The sequence below is a fragment of the Citrobacter sp. wls708 genome (assembly GCF_005281255.1).
Taxonomy (GTDB): Bacteria; Pseudomonadota; Gammaproteobacteria; order Enterobacterales; family Enterobacteriaceae; genus Citrobacter; species Citrobacter werkmanii.
Map to the genome: position 1 here is coordinate 46566 of NZ_SZXE01000009.1, position 16964 is coordinate 63529.

Here is a 16964-nt window from a genome sequence, read left to right on the forward strand (position 1 = left end):
GGTGCTCCCATTTATTGCCCGAAGGTTATCGGGTCTTACGTAGGCCGGATAAGCGCAGCGCCATCCGGCAATCGTGTTTTATTTATTGCCGGATGGCGACGCGGGGCGTCTTATCCGGCTTACAGATCAGGTGTCGCTATTAGCTACGTTTGCTTAGGATCTCTTTTTCATAGGCGCGAACGCTATCCAGCCACTGGCTGCCCGCTGGCGTGTCGTGGCGCTGACAATACATTTCCCAGACGGCCTGCCACGGCAGTGATTTTTGTTCTTCCAGCAGGGCCAGACGTGCGGTGTAGTCGCCGCTGGCTTCGAGCTGACGCAGTTGCTCGGTTGGTTCTAACAGCGCGCGCAGCAGGGCTTTTTTCATATTGCGGGTGCCGATAACCCATGCCGCGATGCGGTTAATGGAAGCGTCGAAGAAGTCGAGACCGATGTGTACGCGATCAAACAGGTTGTGGCGGACGATTTCGCTGGCAATAGCCTGAGTTTCATCATCCAGCAGCACCACGTGATCGCTGTCCCAGCGCACCGGACGACTGACATGCAGCAGCAGGCGCGGTACATACAGCATGGCGGCGGAGATTTTGTCGGAAATCACTTCAGTCGGATGGAAGTGTCCCGCATCCAGGCACAGCGCGGTCTGGCGGCTGGTGGCGTAGCCCATATAGAACTCGTTGGAGCCGACGGTGTAACTTTCGGCGCCGATGCCAAACAGCTTGCTCTCAACGGCGTCAATATGGTGCGCCGGGTCGAGTTTCTCGCTGATCACTTCGTCCAGTGCTTCCAGCAGGCGCTGGCGCGGCGCTAAACGGTCAACGGTGATATCTTTCATACCGTCCGGGATCCAGATGTTCATTACCGACGGCGTACCCAACTGTTCACCAAAATACGCCGAAACGCGACGGCTGGCTTTGCAGTGGTCAATCCAGAACTGGCGAATGTGGTCATCGGCATGGGCCAGCGTGAAGCCGTCGGCGCTCAGCGGATGAGAAAAGCAGGACGGGTTGAAATCCAGCCCTAGCTGGTTTGCTTTCGCCCACTCAACCCAGTTTTTGAAGTGTTCCGGTTTGATTTGGTCGCGGGCAACCGGCGTATCGGATTCCAGATAGATCGCATGCAGATTCAGGCGTTTTGGGCCCGGTATCAGGCTCAGCGCCTGCTCCAGATCGGCACGCAGTTCGGTCGCGTTGCGCGCTTTGCCCGGATAATTGCCGGTAGCCTGAATTCCGCCTGTGAGCGAGCCTTCCGGGTTTTCGAAACCGGCGACGTCATCGCCCTGCCAGCAGTGCATGGAGACCGGCAGACGATCGAGCTGGCGTAAGGCCGCCTCGACATCAATACCTACCGCGGCGAAACGCAGTTTTGCCAGTTCCCAGGCTTGTTCAAGTTGAGTGGTCATGCGCAAAGCTCCTTTGTCTGTCGTAGTGATTGAAACTGCGCCTGGTAGTGGGCAATTTCACTTTCCGGATTGGGAATGAAGGTGGTCAGGTCGTAGTTGGCACGCACTACCTGACGGAAATCATCGACGTTGTTAAGCTCGTCCAGCGTCATCAACTGGATGCCGATGTTGCCGAGCGTGGAGGCCTCAATCGGCCCGGACATAACGCGAATACCGCAGGCATCCGCGCACAGCTGATTCAGTAACGCGTTCTGGCAACCGCCACCAACAATGTGCAATTGGCTAAACGCTGCACCACGCAGGTCCGCCAGTTCTTGTAGAATGTCGGCATACAGCAGCGCCAGGCTGTCGAAGATACAGCGCGCCAGTTCGGCGTTTTGCAGAGGAACAGGTTGGCCCGATTCACGACAGGCCGCCTGAATTTCCGCACTCATATCGTCGGGGTTGATAAAGCGATCGTCGTTCGGGTTTATCAGGAACTGGCAAGCCGGCAGCGTTTGCGTTTCGGCGATAAGCGTTGGCAGGTCGTCGATCTGACGCTCTTTTAATACGCGCTGGAGCAGCCATAGTCCCATGATATTTTTCAGTACCCGGTAGCGCCCTTCCGCGCCGCCTTCGTTGGTAATATTCGCCGTCAACGCCGCATCGTTGGTATACGGCGTTCTGCTCTCAAAGCCCATCAGCGACCAGGTGCCGGAAGAGAGATACGCGCTGTTTTTATCGGCGAGCGGCGAAGCAATGACCGCGCTGGCCGTGTCGTGACTGGCAACCGCCACGACCGGAATTTGATTTTTCTGCGGGCAAATCCAGTGGCCAATGACGTTCCCCGGATGCGTCGGGCGACCAAACCAGGCTTTGTCTGCCCCGGTCCACGCCAGCAGCGTGTCGTCCCAGTCGTCGGTATTGATATTGACTAACTGGGTGGTGGTGGCATTGGTGTATTCCCAGTTCATTTCACCGGTCAGGCGAAAACTGAAGTAGTCGGGGATCAGCAGGGCATGCGCCACCTGCGGGAGCAATTCTGGTTGCTGTTCAACCAGCGCGCGCAACTGATACAGAGTGTTAAAGGGGAGAAATTGAATACCGCTACGCCGGTAAATCTCGTTTTTACCCGGTTGCACCATCGCCAGCGACATAATGCCTGTCGTGCGATTATCACGGTAAGAGATCGGCAGACCGACGCGCTGACCGGCGTTATCGACCAGCACGTAATCCACACCCCAGGTGTCAATGCCGATGCTGTCTATCCGAATGCCTTCATCGCAGACTTTCTTCAGACCCAGACGAATGTCGTTTTCCAGGCTGTCGATGTCCCAGGTGTCAAAACCGTCCGTTTTTTGTAGGCAGTTAACGAAGCGGTGGATTTCACGCAGCGTCAGGGTGCGGTGTTCACTGTCGTAACGCGCCAGCATTACGCGCCCGCTGGATGCGCCGAGATCGACAGCGACACAATGGCGAAAAGTCATAGCGAGGTCCTTCTGAGTTTTATTGCACTCAGTCTAAGAACCCCCGATAAGACGTACCTTCTTAACAGTGACAGGCACAATTAGCGGCTGGCAACATGGCAAAGGTGAACGTGATGATGTTCACAGTTTCTACTCATGGGGCGGATTCGGGCAGATGTGACGCCTTCCGCAATTCCCGATCTTTACCACCGTATCTTGAAGAATTGACCATGTTTACGCACTTTGGCGTCAAAAATTTAAGGTGAGGGTAGTAACCCTTAATTACTATTCAGCCATATTCGCTAAACAGGGGGAGCCGTCATGACTGTACTGCATTGCGTAGACTTTTTTCCGACCGGTAAAGCGCCAGTGGCTATTGAACCGCGGCTTCCTCAACCCGCGTTTCCTGAACATCATCATGATTTTCATGAAATTGTGGTGGTCGAGCATGGTACGGGGATCCACGTGTTCAACGGGCAACCGTATGCCATCAGCGGTGGTACGGTGTGTTTCGTCCGCGATCATGACCGGCATTTATATGAACATACTGACAATTTGTGTCTGACCAATGTCCTGTATCGCTCCCCGGATGCGTTTCAATTTTTAGCCGGGCTGAATCAGCTTTTACCTCAGGAACAGAATGGGCAGTATCCATCCCATTGGCGGGTAAACCAGGGGGTATTACAGCAGGTCCGACAGTTGGTGGGGCAAATGGAAGCGCTCGGTGAAGGAATGGATACGCCGACGGCGGCAAATCGTGAAATTCTGTTTATGCAGCTACTGGTCGTGTTGCGTAAAAGCAGCCTGATGGCAGCGGCAACCGATAACGATGCGCGGCTTAACCTTCTGATGGCGTGGCTGGAAGATAACTTTGCTGACGAGGTGTGCTGGGAGGCGCTGGCCGAAAAGTTTTCGCTCTCTTTGCGCACACTGCATCGCCAGCTTAAACAACAAACGGGATTGACGCCCCAGCGCTACCTTAATCGCCTGAGGCTTATTAAAGCGAGACATCTGCTTCGTCATAGTGAGGACAGCGTGACGGATATCGCGTATCTCTGCGGTTTCGGCGACAGTAATCACTTTTCGACGCTTTTTCGCCGGGAGTTTAATTGGTCGCCACGCGATATTCGTCAGGGGCGCGATCTCATTGCGGGAAGCAGCCTGCAGTAACGCGAAAGCTATCAACGTTTTTTACCGCCGAATCTCAGATAATCATGTTCCTTAACGCCGGATGGCAGGGAATATTGTGATGGCGAATCAGCTAATCCTTCTGACATCAGACTTTTTCGCGCATGAGCAGCAGGCTGTCGCCGTGGCTGACCGTTATCCGCAGGATGTCTTTGCGGAACATACCCATGAATTTTGCGAGCTGGTCCTGGTCTGGCGCGGCAATGGTCTGCATGTTCTTAACGATCGTCCGTACCGGATAACCCGTGGCGATCTGTTTTACATTCGCGCTGAAGACAAACATTCCTACACTTCCGTAAATGACCTTGTTTTGCAAAATATCATCTACTGCCCGGAGCGGTTAACGCTGAATGTTGACTGGGAAGGGGCGATCCCCGGATTTAACGGTACGCCACGGCAGCCGCACTGGCGACTCGGCAGCGTTGGCATGACTCAGGCCAGGCAGGTGATAAGCCAGCTTGAGCATGAAAGCAATCAACGCGATGCGCAGGCTTTTAACATGGCGGAACTGCTGTTCGGGCAACTGGTGACCCTCCTTAAACGCCATCGTTATGCGACAGATACGCTCCCGGCAACGTCGAGTGAAACGCTGTTGGATAAACTCATTACCGCATTAGCCGGGAGTCATGAGCATGCTTTCGAACTGGATAAATTTTGTGAGCGCGAACAGTGCAGCGAACGCGTTTTGCGCCAGCAGTTTCGCAGCCAGACCGGGATGACCATCAACCAGTATCTCCGCCAGGTGCGGGTTTGCCATGCTCAGTATCTGCTCAAGCACAGCCGGTTAATGATTAGTGAGATTTCCATGCGCTGTGGCTTTGAGGACAGTAACTACTTTTCGGTGGTGTTTACGCGGGAAACCGGGATGACGCCGAGCCAGTGGCGTCATCTGGCTGAGTGAGTAACCATGATTACGTCGGATATCAAGATGATAAAATCTGACAGCGATCCCTCCAAAAATTGAAAATTTCGCGATGGCTCACTTCTGTAAATAAAGCCTAAAATAGGAATAACGACCATTATCAGGAGAGAATGATGAGCGTATGTTGAAATAATTTGCCAGAAATTATTGGGCGTTAAAAAATGCAGGCTTCTGACTATTTAAGAATGAAATTTCAAAATGACAGGCGGCTGGCGCTAACCACTCAGAATGCGGTTGGTGGAGTTTTGCAGTCAGCCCGGGGAGTTGCTTCAGATATATATTCGGGTATGGAGCGAGCTAGTTGGTATTCATCATGCTTTATACCGCAATACAATGATGTTTGTCAGGAGTTAAAGACTGAAGAAATAAGAACACTCTATTCCATAGAGTCTATATATAGATATCGTGATGTAATTGCATATATGCTCTATTTGTACTTCAAAATGATAAGTGATGATGTTGATGAAGGTAATCCAGAAGGTTCGGCGCGTCAGTTAATCAGAAAAATGTCAGCAATAGCCTCTCATATGAATATTGCAGGAGGGACCAGGTACGCTTTTGCTTCCGCGGCTTCTCTTGCGTTGTCTCAGTCTGGTTTCATGTCTAAAATCATTGTTGAACGTCTATCTGCAAAGCTACCACAAGCAGTATTCGTGCTTCAGTTTTTCGGCGTTCAACAAAAGTGTGCGCTTGCTGCCCGTCATCTAAAAGCAGTGGATTCAGATTATTATTGGATTTTATATCAGGCAAAGCTTGAAATGCTTTATTATTTTGTCGAACCAGCAATTTCCAAAATGATTAGCAGAGCAAAGTCTCAACTCTTCTCAAATCTTGATGACTTAGCTGATTTTTTACAGGGGGATTTTAGTGTTTAAGAGTTTGATAACACTTTTATTAGAAGGTGTAGTGTTTCCAGTTCTGGTAATAGGCTTTGGTTTATTATGGCTTCATCTGTTCCCTAAATATTGTTTATTGCTAACATTAATTACACTTATTATTCTGATGTGGTTGTTTCCCCGATTGACTTCACGGTTCACCAAGTTTAAATAAAAGGAGTTTAAATGTCTAACCCAGCTTATTTGTGGCTAACAGATGAAAATGGTTCTCCTATGTCAGGCTCATCTCTGGTTGTCGGACGTGTCGGAGCTATTGAAATAAAGTCACTGACACACAACATCAATATCCCGGTTGATAGTAATACAGGGCGCCTAACGGGTACGCGAATTCATGCACCCATCATGTTTCAAAAAGAATTCGACCGGGTTACACCTTTTTTGTACAGAGCATTAAGTACCGGAGCTACGCTCAAATCAGCGACGATCAAAATGTACTCAATTAATGAAGCAGGGATTGAAAAGGAATATTTCAACATCATTCTTCACAACGTAAAGCTTACGTCCATCACGCCTGATTTGTATCCCGGCTCATCAACAGGTACACATCTTGAAACGGTACTGCTTCGCTACGAGAAAATCACCTGGAAGCATTGCAATGGTAATATCATCTATACCGATGAATGGAATCACCGTACTACCTATTAAAAAATTAATCTGGCAAATAAAAATTTGTGTGTATCTATCTAACGATAGATGACGCCGAGCCAGTGGCGTCATCTCAGTACCCAACATGCTTAGCTGGCCATTCCCAGACCAACAATGTTTGCCGCGACAATAATTACCACGCAGCCAAGACTCAGTACGCTGACCGGACGTCGACCCGCGTTTTTCCACTCTTTCAATACCAGACCAACAATCCCGCCGCACAGGACATAGAAACTCATGTGCAGCATCCAGCTTACATAGTCATACTGTGCCGGAATACGCGCGTGACCCCAGGCGTAGAAGAAAAATTGCAGATACCACATCAAGCCACCGAGCGCGGAGAGTAGCACGTTGCTGATGATCAGCGGTTTTGCCAGCGAGAAGTCGGCTTTTATCGACAAGTTCTTCACTTTTGCCAGATGAATGAAGCAAAAACCCAGGTTGACCAGCGCACCACCGCCCATGATAACCACATAGCTGGGCAGAGCGACATACAGTGGGTCCACACCCAATGCGGCGGCGGCATCGTGCATCGGTTTCGCGGCGTTCATCGCAAATGACATCCCCGCGGAGAAAATGCCGCACATGACCGCCAGAACCAACCCTTTTTTCAGGTTGAACTCTTCGGCTTTGATGCCCATTTTGCGTTCTTTTAATTGACCCGCACGGGTAACAATGCCCACGCCAATCAGTGCGACCAACACGCCAAGCAGCGTCATGCGTCCGCCGGAGGTGTTGATCAGCACATCAAAGTTGCCGTTGATAATCGGGGTCATCAGCGTGCCGACAATCAGCGTAATACCTATCGCAATGCCGATACCCATCGACATACCGAGATAGCGCATGGTCAGGCCATAGTTAATGTTGCCAATCCCCCACATCGCCCCGAAAAGAAATACCGGGGCTAGTGTGGAAAGGCTGAAGGAGCTGAAGTAGGCCCAGAAATTGGGAAGTAACATAGCGCTAATAGTCCACGGAAGGATAAGCCAGGAGACGATCCCGCCTACCGACCACATCGTTTCCCATGACCAATGTTTGACCTGCTTGAACGGGGCATAGAAACAAGCTGCACTGGCTGCGCCTATCAAATGCCAAAAGATACCCATCGTAATCGCGTTACTCATGACTTAATCCTCGTTATTTTTTATCGTCGGTAATGACCCCTCCGACCTGACGAGTTTAAAAATTACGCAGGGTATTAACCTTTTAACGCTTGCCGCCATTTTGCGCATGTTGGCAATCATCACGTTAAGTGGGTGATTCGGTTCACATCTTTTACAATAAACTGATCGATTAAAACCTTGTAAAAAGTACGGCATTGATAATCATTTTCAATATCATTTAATTAACTATAATGACCCAACTGCTTACGCGGCGTTAACACTGGCCGCCCGACAACACTGGAGATGATTATGAGTTATACACTGCCATCCCTGCCGTACGCTTATGATGCCCTTGAACCGCACTTCGATAAGCAGACGATGGAAATTCACCATACCAAACACCACCAGACTTACGTAAACAACGCAAACGCTGCGCTGGAAAGTCTGCCTGAATTCGCCAGCCTGTCGGCTGAAGAGCTGATCACCAAACTGGATCAACTGCCAGCGGACAAGAAAACCGTACTGCGTAACAACGCCGGCGGCCACGCTAACCACAGCCTGTTCTGGAAAGGCCTGAAAACCGGCACTACGCTGCAGGGCGACCTGAAAGCGGCTATCGAACGTGACTTCGGCTCTGTTGACAACTTCAAAGCTGAATTTGAAAAAGCAGCGGCCACCCGTTTCGGCTCCGGCTGGGCGTGGCTGGTTCTGCAAGGTGACAAACTGGCTGTTGTTTCCACCGCTAACCAGGATTCCCCGCTGATGGGTGAAGCAATTTCTGGCGCTTCTGGCTTCCCTATCGTCGGTCTGGACGTTTGGGAACACGCTTACTACCTGAAATTCCAGAACCGTCGTCCGGACTACATTAAAGAGTTCTGGAACGTGGTGAACTGGGACGAAGCAGCAGCGCGTTTCGCCGCTAAAAAATAAGTTCTACGCTTAAATAATGCCCCTGCAAGCACTGCTTGTGGGGGCTTTTTTGTGATCAAAATCAACATGGGAACGACGATCCATTTAAATTGAAACAATGTTTTATTGTGCGGGTGGGATCACTTTTATAATTCCTCTGAATGTCTATCTTCTGTTCATCAAGACGGGCGCATCTCAAAAGCAAGATGCAATCGCCCATAAAAATTGCCCCATTTTTATGTCTACAGGTGATGGAAATGCAGATCAAACGAACGATAGAGAGAATCCCTGGCGGGATGATGCTGGTGCCGCTTTTCCTCGGCGCGTTATGTCACACCTTTTCACCCGGCGCCGGGAAATATTTCGGCTCATTTACCAACGGTATGATCACCGGTACGGTGCCTATTCTGGCGGTCTGGTTTTTTTGTATGGGCGCGTCGATTAAGCTAAGTGCAACCGGCACCGTGCTGCGTAAATCCGGCACGCTGGTCATCACCAAAATTTTGGTGGCGTGGGTGGTGGCGGCAATTGCCTCACGCATCCTGCCGGAACACGGTGTGGAAGTCGGGTTCTTCGCCGGGTTGTCCACGTTGGCGCTGGTGGCCGCCATGGATATGACCAACGGTGGGCTGTACGCCTCGATTATGCAGCAGTATGGCACCAAAGAAGAGGCCGGGGCATTTGTCCTGATGTCTCTGGAATCAGGCCCGCTGATGACCATGGTGATTCTGGGAACCGCCGGGATTGCTTCGTTTGAACCGCACGTGTTTGTAGGGGCTGTATTACCATTCCTGATTGGCTTTGCGCTGGGTAATCTGGACCCTGAACTGCGGGAGTTCTTCAGCAAAGCGGTGCAGACGCTGATCCCGTTCTTCGCCTTCGCGCTGGGTAACACCATTGATTTGAGCGTGATTGCGCAGACCGGCGTGCTGGGGATTCTGCTGGGCGTGGCGGTGATTATCATCACCGGGATCCCATTGATTATCGCCGATAAACTGATTGGCGGCGGCGATGGAACGGCGGGGATTGCCGCTTCCAGTTCAGCGGGTGCGGCGGTTGCCACGCCGGTACTGATTGCTGAAATGGTTCCGGCATTTAAACCGATGGCGCCAGCGGCAACCTCTCTGGTGGCGACCTCGGTGATTGTGACCTCCATTCTGGTACCGATTATCACGTCCATCTGGTCGAAAAAGGTCAAAGCCAGGGCGGCGGAAATTGATCTTCGTGGTACCGTGAAGTAAGCCTCTTTTGCCGGATGGTCTGCGCCATCCGGCTTAGTCAGTTAACCTTTGACGACGAACACCTCATCAATAGTCCGACATTCCCCCTCATTCAACTCTCCGCCAGCATTACGTGACACGCCGGTGCAGTAGCCAAACTTACGCGATACCACGGTTTTGATGGTGGTGACAAAATCTTCGCCAATGGCGTAGATGGACATATAGGTGCCAATCTGGTCCTGAATATCGCGAAGCGTCGCCAGGTCGCCCTGCTTAAACGCCTCCCGCGCGCTGACAAACAGTTCCGGCATAACGTTGTTCAACCCTGAAATAATCCCCGCCCCGCCTGCCAGCAGGTTAGGAATGTAGTATTCGTCATAACCGGACAGTACGGCAAAATCTTCCCGCACGGCGCGCGTTGTCTGAATCATACTGCGGGTATGTGACTGACAGTCGACGGTATCTTTGATGCCTGCGAAATCTGGGAACTCGGCAGCGAGAGTGGCAACCAGCTCCGGCGTTAAATCACAGCCGGTACGCGCCGGGAAATTATAGGCAAACCATTTACCGCTGAGTTTCTGTCCCAACTGGCGGAAGTAGCTCAGCAGCTGTTTCGCCGTTTGTCCGTAGTAGTAAGGTGGCAGGATCATCACGGCATCATAACCTGCGCGATATGCTTCCTGCGCCATCAACAGAACATCATTCTGGCAGGTGGATGAGACGTTGGCGACCATCTTCAGCGAGCTCATAGCCCGGGCTTCACGGATCAGCAGCAGTCGTTCTTCGAGCGTAAAAGAAGCAAACTCCCCGATGCTGCCCATCAGCAAAATCACGTCGATTTTGGCCTCGGTTAAACGTTTGAGATGCTGGCTCAGACCGTTGAGATCGATCTTGCCGTCATTATCCATTGGCGTAATGGAAGGGCACCAGACGCCAGCAAATTGCGATTGACCAGTCACGTAGTCGACTCCTTATTTGAAATGATGTTTCAAAACAAGCTTACATTGATAGCATGTGTCCCTAAGCTTCATGTGAACCGTGCTCTCATTTTGAGCGACTGGGATAAAATAAATATGGTGTAATGGGGGAAATTTATCGGGAGAGGGAACAGATGCGATATCCGGTCGATGTTTTTACAGGCAAGATTCGGGACTACACGGGAAGCCGTCCCAGCGCGATTGCTAAAGTTCAGGTCGATGGTGAGCTGATGCTGACCGAACTGGGCCTGACGGGGGATGAACAGGCGGAAACGAAAATTCACGGCGGGCCGGATCGCGCGCTGTGCCACTATCCGCGTGAACACTATCAGCACTGGAGACAAGAGTTTCCGGAGCAGGCGGAGTTATTTGTCGCGCCCGCTTTTGGCGAAAACCTCTCCACTGAGGGGCTGATGGAAGAGAATGTGTATATTGGCGACATTTTCCAGTGGGGAGACGCGCTGATTCAGGTCACCCAGCCGCGCTCGCCGTGCTTTAAGCTGAATTTCCATTTTGGCATTAGTGATATGGCCAGCCAGATGCAGAATGCGGGCAAGACGGGCTGGCTATGCAGCGTCATCGCTCCCGGTCAGGTTTCGACGGACGCGCCGTTGATCCTGGCGTCACGCGTCAGCGACGTCAGCGTGCGCGAGGCGATTGCCATTGCCTGGCATATGCCGTTTGATGACTCGCAGTATCACCGTTTACTGTCGGCTGCCGGGTTATCGAAGAGCTGGACCAGAACGATGCAAAAGCGCCGTTTAAGCGGCAAGATCGAAGATAATTCCCGCCGTTTGTGGGGGAAATAACGCTCACCTTTAGCTTGCCATTAAATCAGGTGGCGACACCTGATTTATCGTCCTCATGGTTCATCTCCTCACGTACTAAAACCTGCCTGTCGCGCCATGTGTCCAGGCCATTCTTGATACCTGGCCCACAAAAAGAAACGATGCGTTGAAAAAAAACTTGAGTATTTCGTGCACTCAAATATCTTAGCTTCAAATTGGTTTAAACCAGATTGAGTGAGATGAAAAAGAAAAACAATGTTGATGTGCTCAGAGAGCGCTTTGAAAGCTGGTTAAACGAGAATAATTTGCCAGCGGGCTCCAAATTGCCTTCGGAGAGAGAGCTATGTGAGCTGCTGGATGCAAAGCGCATGACCTTACGTCAGGTTCTGATCGAGCTGGAGATTGATGCACGTATTTTCCGCAAGAACCGTAGCGGGTGGTTTATTTCATCGAAGCGATTTATTTATAACCCGAAATCACTTTCCAGCTTCAATGCCGAGGCCTGTGCCCAGGGGCGTAAACCTTTTTGGGATTATTTGACCAAGGAAACGATTGAGACGGTTCCGCACCATGTTGAGGATGTGTTTCTCTCCTCCGGCGATCGCTATTTAGTTACCGGCTGGTGTGGTCTTGATTCGCATAAGGTGTTTTACCATGAATCCTATATTGATGCCGATGTTGCGCCAGGATTCATAAACAAACTTGGCAATCAGTCTTTTGCCAGCGTCTGGGAAGATGCGTTTGGTCATGTATTAAATATCAAAGAAATGATTTTTAAACCGGTCAACATGCCGGAAGTGGCCTGTAAAGAACTGGGCGTTGCGCCAAATACTTATGGAATTTTAGTAGAAAAACATCGGGCAACCCGAGATAAAAAAGTGGTTCAGGTTGATTTTGAATACTGGCGACTTGAATCAGTGGAACTTGTTATTCGTGATGAATGAGAAAACTATGGGAAAATATAACCAGGAACTTCTCGCTGAACGCGCGAGAAATATACCGCTGTACCTACATGCTTATGCCTTTCATCTGAATATGCGCTATGAGAGAGTCCTTCCTGGCGATCTTCTGGATATTGCATATCAGCAAAAATTAAAAGGTGTAAAAATACATGTTGAGGATGGTGAATCCCAGTCACTGCAGAAACTAAACGATCGACAGTTACACGATTTTAAAGAAAAGGCCAAAAAATATAATTTGGATGTGCATATCGAAACGAGCGCATCGGACAAGGCGACGTTGACGGATGCGATCCGTATTGCCGTGGCAACTGGCGCAACGTCAGTTCGTTTCTACCCGCGCTATGAAGGGCATCTCAACGATATTATGGCGAAGATCGCCAATGATATTGCGTGGTTGTCTCAGTATGATGATTGCGGCCTAAGCTTTACCATCGAACAGCATGAAGATCTGCAAGGCCATGAGCTGGTGACGCTGGTTAAGAATAGTGGAATGAAGAATCTCTCTATTCTGTTTGATTTTGGCAACATGATTAATGCCAATGAGCAGCCGCTTTCTGCGTTAGAGGTTATGTCTCCTCTGATCACTCAGGTACATATCAAAGACGCTAAAATTATTAAAGAAGGTAAAGGCTGGGGGCATGAGGCTTGTCGTTCTGGATACGGCGACTTACCCATGGAAGAGATGCTCAAAGCATTATTACTCTTAGGTGAAGATAAACCGCAAGTACATGCTTTTGGTCTGGAAGAAGAGGTTGAATATTATGCACCGGCATTTCGTTTCGATGATGAAGGTGATAATCCCTGGATCCCATGGCGCGATGCAAGTTATACGCCGCTACCTGACGCTGACATGATTGATGCGCGACTGGCGCAGGAAAAAGAACATGCTCTGGCTCAAATAAAATATATTCGTGACTTGTGTAATAAATTTATAGGTAATCAATAACTTTTTAAAATTTTACTAAATGCGAAAAGGGTTATGAAAATAACTCTACAATTTTATTAATTATATAATTTAATCTGGATATTTCTCTCAACAAGCAATGAGGGTTTACTCATGTTCATGAATAAATGGGCAAGGCTTTGTTTTTTGATTTTAGGCGGCGGCACAATATTCAAACTTTCAAGTATGAAAGATGTTTTCTATGTGCCAATGCAAAATGACTGGGGTTTAACCAATACGCAGATTGGCTTAAGCTTTACGGTTTATACGATTGTTCAGACAACCGGACTGTTTCTTTCGCTCTATATTGCAGACCGTTATTCTAAGAAAATATTATTACCCTTTGGTCTGATCGGCGTAGGGCTTTGCGGTTTATATCTGGCAACGCTACCGTCATTTACCGGTTATCTCATTTGCTTTGCCGCAATGGCGTTCTTTGCCGATGTGGTGTATTGGCCGGTATTGCTGAAAGCCGTACGTCTGCTGGGTACGAAAGAAGAACAAGGTCGCATGTTTGGCTTTTTAGAAGCCGGACGCGGCGTGGTGGATGTCATCGTCGCTTCTGGCGCCCTGTTTGTTTTTGTTCAGTTTGGTGAAGGCAAAGCGGGCATGCAGGCGGGTCTGTTGTTTTATACGGTCATTACGCTTGCGGCAGGTATTGTGACGTACTTTATTGTCGATGACGACAAAGTGAAAGGCGGCGAGAATACCAGTGCCAATATGGAAGTGTTAAAGGGTATTAAACATGTTTTGTCCTGCCCTAACGTCTGGTTGGCTTCTTTAGGGATTTTCTTCGTTTACGCCGCATATTGTGGGCTGACTTACTTTATCCCCTTCTTAAAAGACATCTACATGTTGCCGGTAGCACTGGTCGGCGCGTACGGCATCATCAACCAGTATGCGTTAAAAATGGTAGGAGGGCCGATTGGTGGACTGCTGGCGGATAAGGTTGCTAAATCGCCGACGGTGTACCTGAAATGGACCTTTCTGATCTCTGCCGTTGCGATGCTTGTTTTCATGCAGTTGCCGCATCAAACAATGAACGTGTATATCGGTATGGCCGCAACATTAGGATTCGGGGCGATTATCTTCTCACAGCGTGCGATTTTCTTCGCGCCAATGGATGAGATTGGTACGCCACGTGAGTATGCCGGTTCGGCAATGGCGTTTGGTTGCATCATCGGTTATATGCCAGCCATGTTTGCGTACACGTTATACGGCTATTTGCTGGACACCAATAGCGGCATCAAGGGCTACAACTATGTCTTTAGCGTGATGATTGCGTTCAGCTTAATGGGCTTTATCTGTTCGACAATTCTGGTGAAGCGGATTAAAAAGCAAAAGCTAGCGGCTGCGACCGCAACTGCATAATGTGAGTGCTTCCCCGGCAATACGTGACCGGGGAAGCCTGTTAAGCGCGTTTGTACAGCGGTAACCAAATCACCAGCCGTAAACCACCCAGCGGGCTGTCTTCGGCCTTCACCCAGCCACGATGCTGCTGGATTGCGGTTTCCACAATCGCCAGACCCAGCCCCGTTCCGCCAGACTCGCGATCGCGCGCCTCATCGGTACGATAGAACGGACGGAAAATCTGCTCCCGGTCTTCAGGGCTAACACCCGGACCATCGTCGTCCACGGTGATGGTGATCCCGTCTTTATCCACCGCGAAGCCCACTTCAATCTGCGTGTGTGAATAGCGCAGGGCGTTGCGCACAATGTTTTCCAGTGCGCTTTCCAGCGCATTTGGGTTACCGTACAGCGGCCACGGACCCGGCGGGAAATTCACCGTGAGCGATTTACCCATTTGCTCGGCTTCAAAGGCGGCGTTATCCAGCACTTCGCCCCATAGCTGATTGGCTTTCACCGTTTCACTGACCAGCGCGTTTTTCTGCTGATTACGTGACATCACCAGCAGGTCGTTGATCATGCTGTCCAGCCGATGCGCTTCTGTTTCAATGCGCTCCAGCTCCTTGCTCTCGCCACTACGACGACGCAGCAGGGCAGTGCCCAGTTGCAGACGCGTCAACGGCGTTCTCAACTCATGAGAGATGTCCGACAGCAGGCGTTGCTGCGTGGTCATCATCCGCTCCAGCGCCGTCACCATCTGGTTAAAGCTGGCGCCCGCCGCCAGAAACTCCTGCGGACCGGCTTCCAGTTCCGGATGCTGGCGCAGGTTGCCCTGGGCCACTTCATCTGCCGCGTTTTTCAACTTACGCGCCGGTTTCGCCAGACTCCAGGCAAGCCAGAGCAATAACGGAGAGCTGACTAACATGGTGACGATCAGCAACAACAGCGGTCGGTCGAACAGCAGGTTGATAAAGTCAGATTGCGAGCTGCTGGCAGGTCGAATGAGATACAACTGGTAGTTATCTTCACCGTCTCTGACGGAAAAAGGCCCGACCATCTCAACGCGACCGTATTTTTTCTTTTGCGGATGGTCGGCGTTATCGGCCTGACCAATAAAGTTACGAATGATCTGCATTTCGTTGCGTTCTGCGCCGATCACGCGTCCTTCCGTGGTAACAAGTAATAACCGCTGTCCTGGCGGCGCCCACTTGTCTATCGCCCGAAACAAGCGACGCCACCACATCAAATCGTTGGGTGGATCGTTCGCCAGTTCAGCTTCAACGTGTTGCTCAATCATCAACCCCTGGCGCTGCTCGCTGTCCAGTAGCTCGGTCATCTGACGTGAGTCGAGCTTGGGTAGCATCAGTACCAACATCAACACCAGTGCCAGCGTCAACCAGAAGATGGCAAAGATGCGTGCGGTTAAACTCCCTATCATGAAGCGGAGACCATCAGGTAGCCACGACCACGCAGCGTTTTAAACCACGGATGCCCATCTTTACGCTCTGGCAGCTTACGACGCAGGTTCGAGATGTGCATGTCGATCGCGCGATCGAAAGGCGTCAGGCGTTTGCCCAGCACTTCCTGGCTTAGATGTTCACGCGAAACCACCTGGCCGAGATGCTGCGCCAGCAAATAGAGCAGGGTGAATTCGGTGCCGGTTAGCTCCAGAGTTTGCCCGTCGAAGCTGGCTTCCTGGCGACCAGGGTTGAGGCTTAACGCATCCACTTCCAGAGTCGGCGAACCGTTGTCGCTGCTCTGCTGCTGTTCGCTCCAGTGCGAGCGACGCAGAATAGCGCGGATGCGCGCGACCAGTTCGCGGTCGTTAAACGGTTTCGGTAAATAGTCGTCCGCGCCCAGTTCAAGGCCGAGAACGCGATCCAATTCGCTGCCGCGAGCGGTCAGCATGATTACGGGGGTCTGGTGTGTCTGGCGAAGCGCTTTCAGTGTATCGATGCCGTTTTTCTTCGGCATCATGACGTCGAGCAAAAGTAAATCGATGCTGTCATCCAGAAGCTCGAGCGCCTGTTCCCCATCATGGGCAACCAGCACATCGAAACCTTCCATTTCGAGCAACTCCTTTAACAGGGAAGTCAGCTCTCGGTCATCATCAACTAACAGGATTTTATTCATTGTTTACGTACCTCCGAGGCAGAAATTACGTCATCAGGCGTCGCTAATCTATGACTTTACGTTGTTTTACACCCCCTGACGCATGTT

At 50.6% G+C, this 16964-nt stretch carries 16 protein-coding genes; 10 read left to right on the forward strand and 6 right to left on the reverse strand.

The genetic code is table 11. From position 1 onward, the window contains the following. Positions 1-139 precede the first annotated feature (139 nt). Both rhaA and rhaB read right to left on the reverse strand, forming a co-directional pair. The gene (gene rhaA, locus FDW97_RS04565; protein ID WP_042313455.1) at positions 140-1399 is read right to left on the reverse strand and encodes an L-rhamnose isomerase; all 1260 of its coding nucleotides are present in this window, start codon (positions 1397-1399) and stop codon (positions 140-142) included. Beyond that, positions 1396-2865: a rhamnulokinase gene (rhaB, locus tag FDW97_RS04570; RefSeq protein ID WP_137350705.1), complete on the reverse strand. Its 1470-nt coding sequence runs from the start codon at positions 2863-2865 to the stop codon at positions 1396-1398. Before rhaB ends, rhaA begins: the two co-directional genes overlap by 4 nt. A 300-nt stretch (positions 2866-3165) precedes the next feature. Between rhaB and rhaS the strand changes: the two genes are divergently transcribed. The 4 genes from rhaS to FDW97_RS04590 all read left to right on the forward strand — a co-directional run bounded on the left by rhaS (position 3166) and on the right by FDW97_RS04590 (position 6495). Continuing rightward, positions 3166-4014 carry an HTH-type transcriptional activator RhaS gene (gene rhaS / locus FDW97_RS04575; protein ID WP_038635932.1) on the forward strand — a complete coding sequence of 283 codons (849 nt, stop codon included), beginning with the start codon at positions 3166-3168 and terminating at the stop codon, positions 4012-4014. A 79-nt stretch (positions 4015-4093) separates the two neighbouring features. Continuing rightward, positions 4094-4933 carry an HTH-type transcriptional activator RhaR gene (rhaR, locus tag FDW97_RS04580; RefSeq protein WP_110496321.1) on the forward strand — a complete coding sequence of 280 codons (840 nt, stop codon included), beginning with the start codon at positions 4094-4096 and terminating at the stop codon, positions 4931-4933. 182 nt (positions 4934-5115) lie between these two features. After that, positions 5116-5829, forward strand: coding sequence for a hypothetical protein (locus FDW97_RS04585; RefSeq protein WP_137350706.1), 714 nt, complete (start codon positions 5116-5118; stop codon positions 5827-5829). 186 nt (positions 5830-6015) lie between these two features. Beyond that, a complete protein-coding gene (locus FDW97_RS04590; protein WP_137350707.1) occupies positions 6016-6495 on the forward strand; it encodes a type VI secretion system tube protein TssD in 480 nt (159 codons plus the stop codon). An 89-nt stretch (positions 6496-6584) separates the two neighbouring features. Here the strand turns inward: FDW97_RS04590 and rhaT are convergent, their stop codons facing one another. Beyond that, a complete protein-coding gene (gene rhaT / locus FDW97_RS04595; protein WP_137350708.1) occupies positions 6585-7619 on the reverse strand; it encodes an L-rhamnose/proton symporter RhaT in 1035 nt (344 codons plus the stop codon). A 288-nt stretch (positions 7620-7907) separates the two neighbouring features. On the opposite strand from rhaT, the gene sodA reads away from it, so the two are divergent. After that, positions 7908-8528 (forward strand): superoxide dismutase [Mn], encoded by a 621-nt coding sequence (gene sodA / locus FDW97_RS04600; RefSeq protein ID WP_038635943.1) that lies wholly within the window; start codon positions 7908-7910, stop codon positions 8526-8528. A 236-nt stretch (positions 8529-8764) separates the two neighbouring features. Next, positions 8765-9748, forward strand: a complete 984-nt coding sequence (gene kdgT / locus FDW97_RS04605) for a 2-keto-3-deoxygluconate transporter (RefSeq protein WP_038635946.1) — start codon at positions 8765-8767, stop codon at positions 9746-9748. Between the two features lie 41 nt (positions 9749-9789). On the opposite strand, the gene FDW97_RS04610 is transcribed toward kdgT, so the two are convergent. Further along, entirely contained in the window at positions 9790-10686 is an 897-nt protein-coding gene (locus FDW97_RS04610) for a dihydrodipicolinate synthase family protein (RefSeq protein WP_137350709.1), read from the reverse strand. Between the two features lie 152 nt (positions 10687-10838). Here FDW97_RS04610 and yiiM point away from each other — a divergent pair, with 152 nt between their 5' ends. The 4 genes from yiiM (at position 10839) to FDW97_RS04630 (ending at position 14768) form a co-directional block, all read left to right on the forward strand. Then, a complete protein-coding gene (gene yiiM / locus FDW97_RS04615) occupies positions 10839-11513 on the forward strand; it encodes a 6-hydroxyaminopurine reductase (RefSeq protein WP_137350710.1) in 675 nt (224 codons plus the stop codon). A 218-nt stretch (positions 11514-11731) separates the two neighbouring features. Continuing rightward, positions 11732-12436 (forward strand): GntR family transcriptional regulator, encoded by a 705-nt coding sequence (locus FDW97_RS04620; protein WP_060683053.1) that lies wholly within the window; start codon positions 11732-11734, stop codon positions 12434-12436. Between the two features lie 7 nt (positions 12437-12443). Further along, the gene (locus tag FDW97_RS04625; RefSeq protein ID WP_137350711.1) at positions 12444-13400 is read left to right on the forward strand and encodes a sugar phosphate isomerase/epimerase; all 957 of its coding nucleotides are present in this window, start codon (positions 12444-12446) and stop codon (positions 13398-13400) included. A gap of 117 nt (positions 13401-13517) precedes the next feature. Beyond that, positions 13518-14768, forward strand: coding sequence for an MFS transporter (locus FDW97_RS04630; protein ID WP_137350718.1), 1251 nt, complete (start codon positions 13518-13520; stop codon positions 14766-14768). 40 nt (positions 14769-14808) lie between these two features. On the opposite strand, the gene cpxA is transcribed toward FDW97_RS04630, so the two are convergent. Next, positions 14809-16182: an envelope stress sensor histidine kinase CpxA gene (gene cpxA / locus FDW97_RS04635; protein WP_042313425.1), complete on the reverse strand. Its 1374-nt coding sequence runs from the start codon at positions 16180-16182 to the stop codon at positions 14809-14811. Then, a complete protein-coding gene (cpxR, locus tag FDW97_RS04640) occupies positions 16179-16877 on the reverse strand; it encodes an envelope stress response regulator transcription factor CpxR (RefSeq protein ID WP_038635960.1) in 699 nt (232 codons plus the stop codon). The genes cpxA and cpxR overlap by 4 nt, the downstream gene beginning before the upstream one ends. Positions 16878-16964 lie beyond the last annotated feature (87 nt).

Excerpts from the sequence above, each read along its gene's own strand:
- rhaA (WP_042313455.1), bottom strand. The coding sequence starts at position 1,399 with ATGACCACTCAACTTGAACAAGCCTGGGAACTGGCAAAACTGCGTTTC.
- rhaB (WP_137350705.1), bottom strand. The coding sequence starts at position 2,865 with ATGACTTTTCGCCATTGTGTCGCTGTCGATCTCGGCGCATCCAGCGGG.
- rhaS (WP_038635932.1), top strand. The coding sequence starts at position 3,166 with ATGACTGTACTGCATTGCGTAGACTTTTTTCCGACCGGTAAAGCGCCA.
- rhaR (WP_110496321.1), top strand. The coding sequence starts at position 4,094 with ATGGCGAATCAGCTAATCCTTCTGACATCAGACTTTTTCGCGCATGAG.
- FDW97_RS04585 (WP_137350706.1), top strand. The coding sequence starts at position 5,116 with ATGCAGGCTTCTGACTATTTAAGAATGAAATTTCAAAATGACAGGCGG.
- FDW97_RS04590 (WP_137350707.1), top strand. The coding sequence starts at position 6,016 with ATGTCTAACCCAGCTTATTTGTGGCTAACAGATGAAAATGGTTCTCCT.
- rhaT (WP_137350708.1), bottom strand. The coding sequence starts at position 7,619 with ATGAGTAACGCGATTACGATGGGTATCTTTTGGCATTTGATAGGCGCA.
- sodA (WP_038635943.1), top strand. The coding sequence starts at position 7,908 with ATGAGTTATACACTGCCATCCCTGCCGTACGCTTATGATGCCCTTGAA.
- kdgT (WP_038635946.1), top strand. The coding sequence starts at position 8,765 with ATGCAGATCAAACGAACGATAGAGAGAATCCCTGGCGGGATGATGCTG.
- yiiM (WP_137350710.1), top strand. The coding sequence starts at position 10,839 with ATGCGATATCCGGTCGATGTTTTTACAGGCAAGATTCGGGACTACACG.
- FDW97_RS04620 (WP_060683053.1), top strand. The coding sequence starts at position 11,732 with ATGAAAAAGAAAAACAATGTTGATGTGCTCAGAGAGCGCTTTGAAAGC.
- FDW97_RS04625 (WP_137350711.1), top strand. The coding sequence starts at position 12,444 with ATGGGAAAATATAACCAGGAACTTCTCGCTGAACGCGCGAGAAATATA.
- FDW97_RS04630 (WP_137350718.1), top strand. The coding sequence starts at position 13,518 with ATGAATAAATGGGCAAGGCTTTGTTTTTTGATTTTAGGCGGCGGCACA.
- cpxA (WP_042313425.1), bottom strand. The coding sequence starts at position 16,182 with ATGATAGGGAGTTTAACCGCACGCATCTTTGCCATCTTCTGGTTGACG.
- cpxR (WP_038635960.1), bottom strand. The coding sequence starts at position 16,877 with ATGAATAAAATCCTGTTAGTTGATGATGACCGAGAGCTGACTTCCCTG.